The organism is Mesorhizobium sp. M7A.F.Ca.AU.002.02.1.1 (assembly GCF_003998535.1).
In the GTDB taxonomy this organism is placed as follows: Bacteria; Pseudomonadota; Alphaproteobacteria; order Rhizobiales; family Rhizobiaceae; genus Mesorhizobium; species Mesorhizobium ciceri.
Genome location: NZ_RZPB01000940.1, coordinates 1 through 2009, shown reverse-complemented (window position 1 = coordinate 2009; position 2009 = coordinate 1). Strand labels below are relative to the sequence as shown.

The following is a 2009-nucleotide window of genomic DNA, read 5'->3' as shown; positions in this document are numbered from 1 at the left end:
TGGCGGCGGTTCGTCGGAAATCGCGCTCATCGATCTCGCCGGCCGCCGTTCGCCGAGGTTGGCCAATCATATCGTGTCGTGGACGTCGCTGCCGGTCGGCGTCGTCTCGCTGGCCGAGCGCTTTGGCGGCCGCACGGTGACGCGCGAGATCTTCGCCGCCATGGTCGATGACGTTGCCGGCCGGCTGGCCAGCTTCGACGGTCGCGATCGGCTGAGCCATCTCAAGGCCAGCCCGAATTTCCATCTGCTGGGCACGTCCGGAACGGTGACGACGCTGGCCGGTGTCCACCTTGAACTCGAGCGCTATGATCGCCGCCGTGTCGACGGGCTGTGGATGGACCGCGACAGCGTCGACCGCATGGTCGAAAGACTGGTTGGCTGGGATTTCCAGCAGCGCTGCGCCAACCCTTGCATCGGTGCCGATCGCGCCGATCTGGTACTGGCCGGCTGTGCTATCCTCGAAGCGATCCGCGCCGTATGGCCGTCCGAGCGGTTGCGGGTCGCCGATCGTGGCCTGCGCGAAGGTATTTTGAGCGAATTGATGGCCGATGATGGCGTCTGGCGCAACGATGGGCGTGGCAGAGCGTGAACAGTCGACCCCCACTCCGTCGAGCTACGCTCGACACCTCTCCCCCGATCGACGGGGAGAGGAAAGGCGTGAACTTATGCAGGCTGGCTCCCTTCCTCTCCCTCCGGAGGGGGGAGAGGTGGCTCGGCGAAGCCGAGACGGAGTGGGGGAAGCCCTTCACGAAACGCGCAGACGTCGAAAAATGAGCACAACTCGACGAGCGAGAAAACCCGGACCAGAAATCAGGCAATGACCAAGAAACCGGAAAAACCAGGATCCGCCAGCATTCGCGTGCTGAAGACGCGGATCAAGAAGAAGAGCGGGCTGAAGGAATCGTCGCGCCGTTGGCTGCAGCGCCACATCAACGATCCCTATGTCCAGCGCTCCAAGGCCGACGGCTATCGCTCACGCGCGGCCTATAAGCTGATCGAGATCGACGACAAGCATCATCTGTTGAAACCCGGCATGAAGGTGATCGACCTCGGTGCCGCCCCCGGCGGCTGGTGCCAGGTCGCCGCCGCGCGGACGAAATCGACGGCCGACAAGCCGCATGTCATCGGCATCGATTATCTCGAAATGGACGCCGTGCCCGGCGCACCGGTGCTGCTGATGGATTTCCTCGATCCGCAGGCGCCGCAGAAGCTGGCCGAGGCGCTGGGTGGGGATCCCGATATCGTGTTGTCCGACATGGCGGCACCGACCACCGGCCACAAGCGGACCGACCATATCCGCACCATGCATCTGTGCGAGGTGGCGGCCGATTTCGCGCTGTCGGTGCTGAAGCCAGGCGGGCACTTCCTTGCCAAGACCTTCCAGGGCGGCGCCGAAAACGAACTGCTCTCCATGCTCAAGAAGAATTTCCGCTCGGTCCATCACGTCAAGCCGCCGGCGTCGCGGGATGAATCGGTCGAGCTTTATTTGCTGGCCAAGGATTTCAAAGGGCGAGATCTTCCTTCTCCCCTGGGAGAAGGTGTCGCCGAAGGCGACGGATGAGCTCCAGGGAGCGCCAACGTTTCACTCCGCTGGAACACCCCTCATCCGTCTCGGCGCTTTCGCGCCGATCCACCTTCTCCCACAGGGGAGAAGGCAAGAGGGAACTACTTCCCCGCCGTGCTCGTTTCCAGCGTCTTGGGTGTGGTCAGGCGGCCGTGGCCGGAGATGGCGTTGCCGGCATCGGGCGCCAGCCGCATGAACGACAGCGACGCGGCGGCGGAAATCGCCGCGACGACGAAAAACGCGGTGTGGAAATCCGCCAGCGTCAGTGACCTGTCGTGCAGGCGCGTGGACACCTCCAGGAGTCCGCCGGCCAGCGCCACGCCGAGCGCGACCGACAACTGCTGGAACACCGCCGTGATCGGTGTCGCCTTGCTGGTGTCTTCAGCCGAAACCTCGGCATAGGCGAGCGCATTGACGCCGGTGAAGAACATCGAGCGGATGAAGC

The 2009-nt window shown here is 64.0% G+C and carries 1 protein-coding gene and 2 pseudogenes; 2 read left to right on the top strand and 1 reads right to left on the bottom strand.

Annotation, left to right across the window (positions count from 1 at the left end):
* Together EN879_RS33570 and EN879_RS33560 are read left to right on the top strand one after the other, a co-directional pair.
* A pseudogene (locus EN879_RS33570) lies at positions 1–589 on the top strand (Ppx/GppA family phosphatase); the annotation flags it as partial.
* A 228-nt stretch (positions 590–817) separates the two neighbouring features.
* Positions 818–1561: an RlmE family RNA methyltransferase gene (locus tag EN879_RS33560; protein ID WP_013532288.1), complete on the top strand. Its 744-nt coding sequence runs from the start codon at positions 818–820 to the stop codon at positions 1559–1561.
* A 104-nt stretch (positions 1562–1665) separates the two neighbouring features.
* On the opposite strand, the pseudogene EN879_RS33555 reads toward EN879_RS33560, so the two are convergent.
* Positions 1666–2009: pseudogene (locus EN879_RS33555) on the bottom strand (multidrug efflux MFS transporter); the annotation flags it as partial.

Bases quoted from the DNA above. Each gene is read 5' to 3' on its own strand.
- EN879_RS33560 (WP_013532288.1), top strand. From the start codon at position 818: ATGACCAAGAAACCGGAAAAACCAGGATCCGCCAGCATTCGCGTGCTG.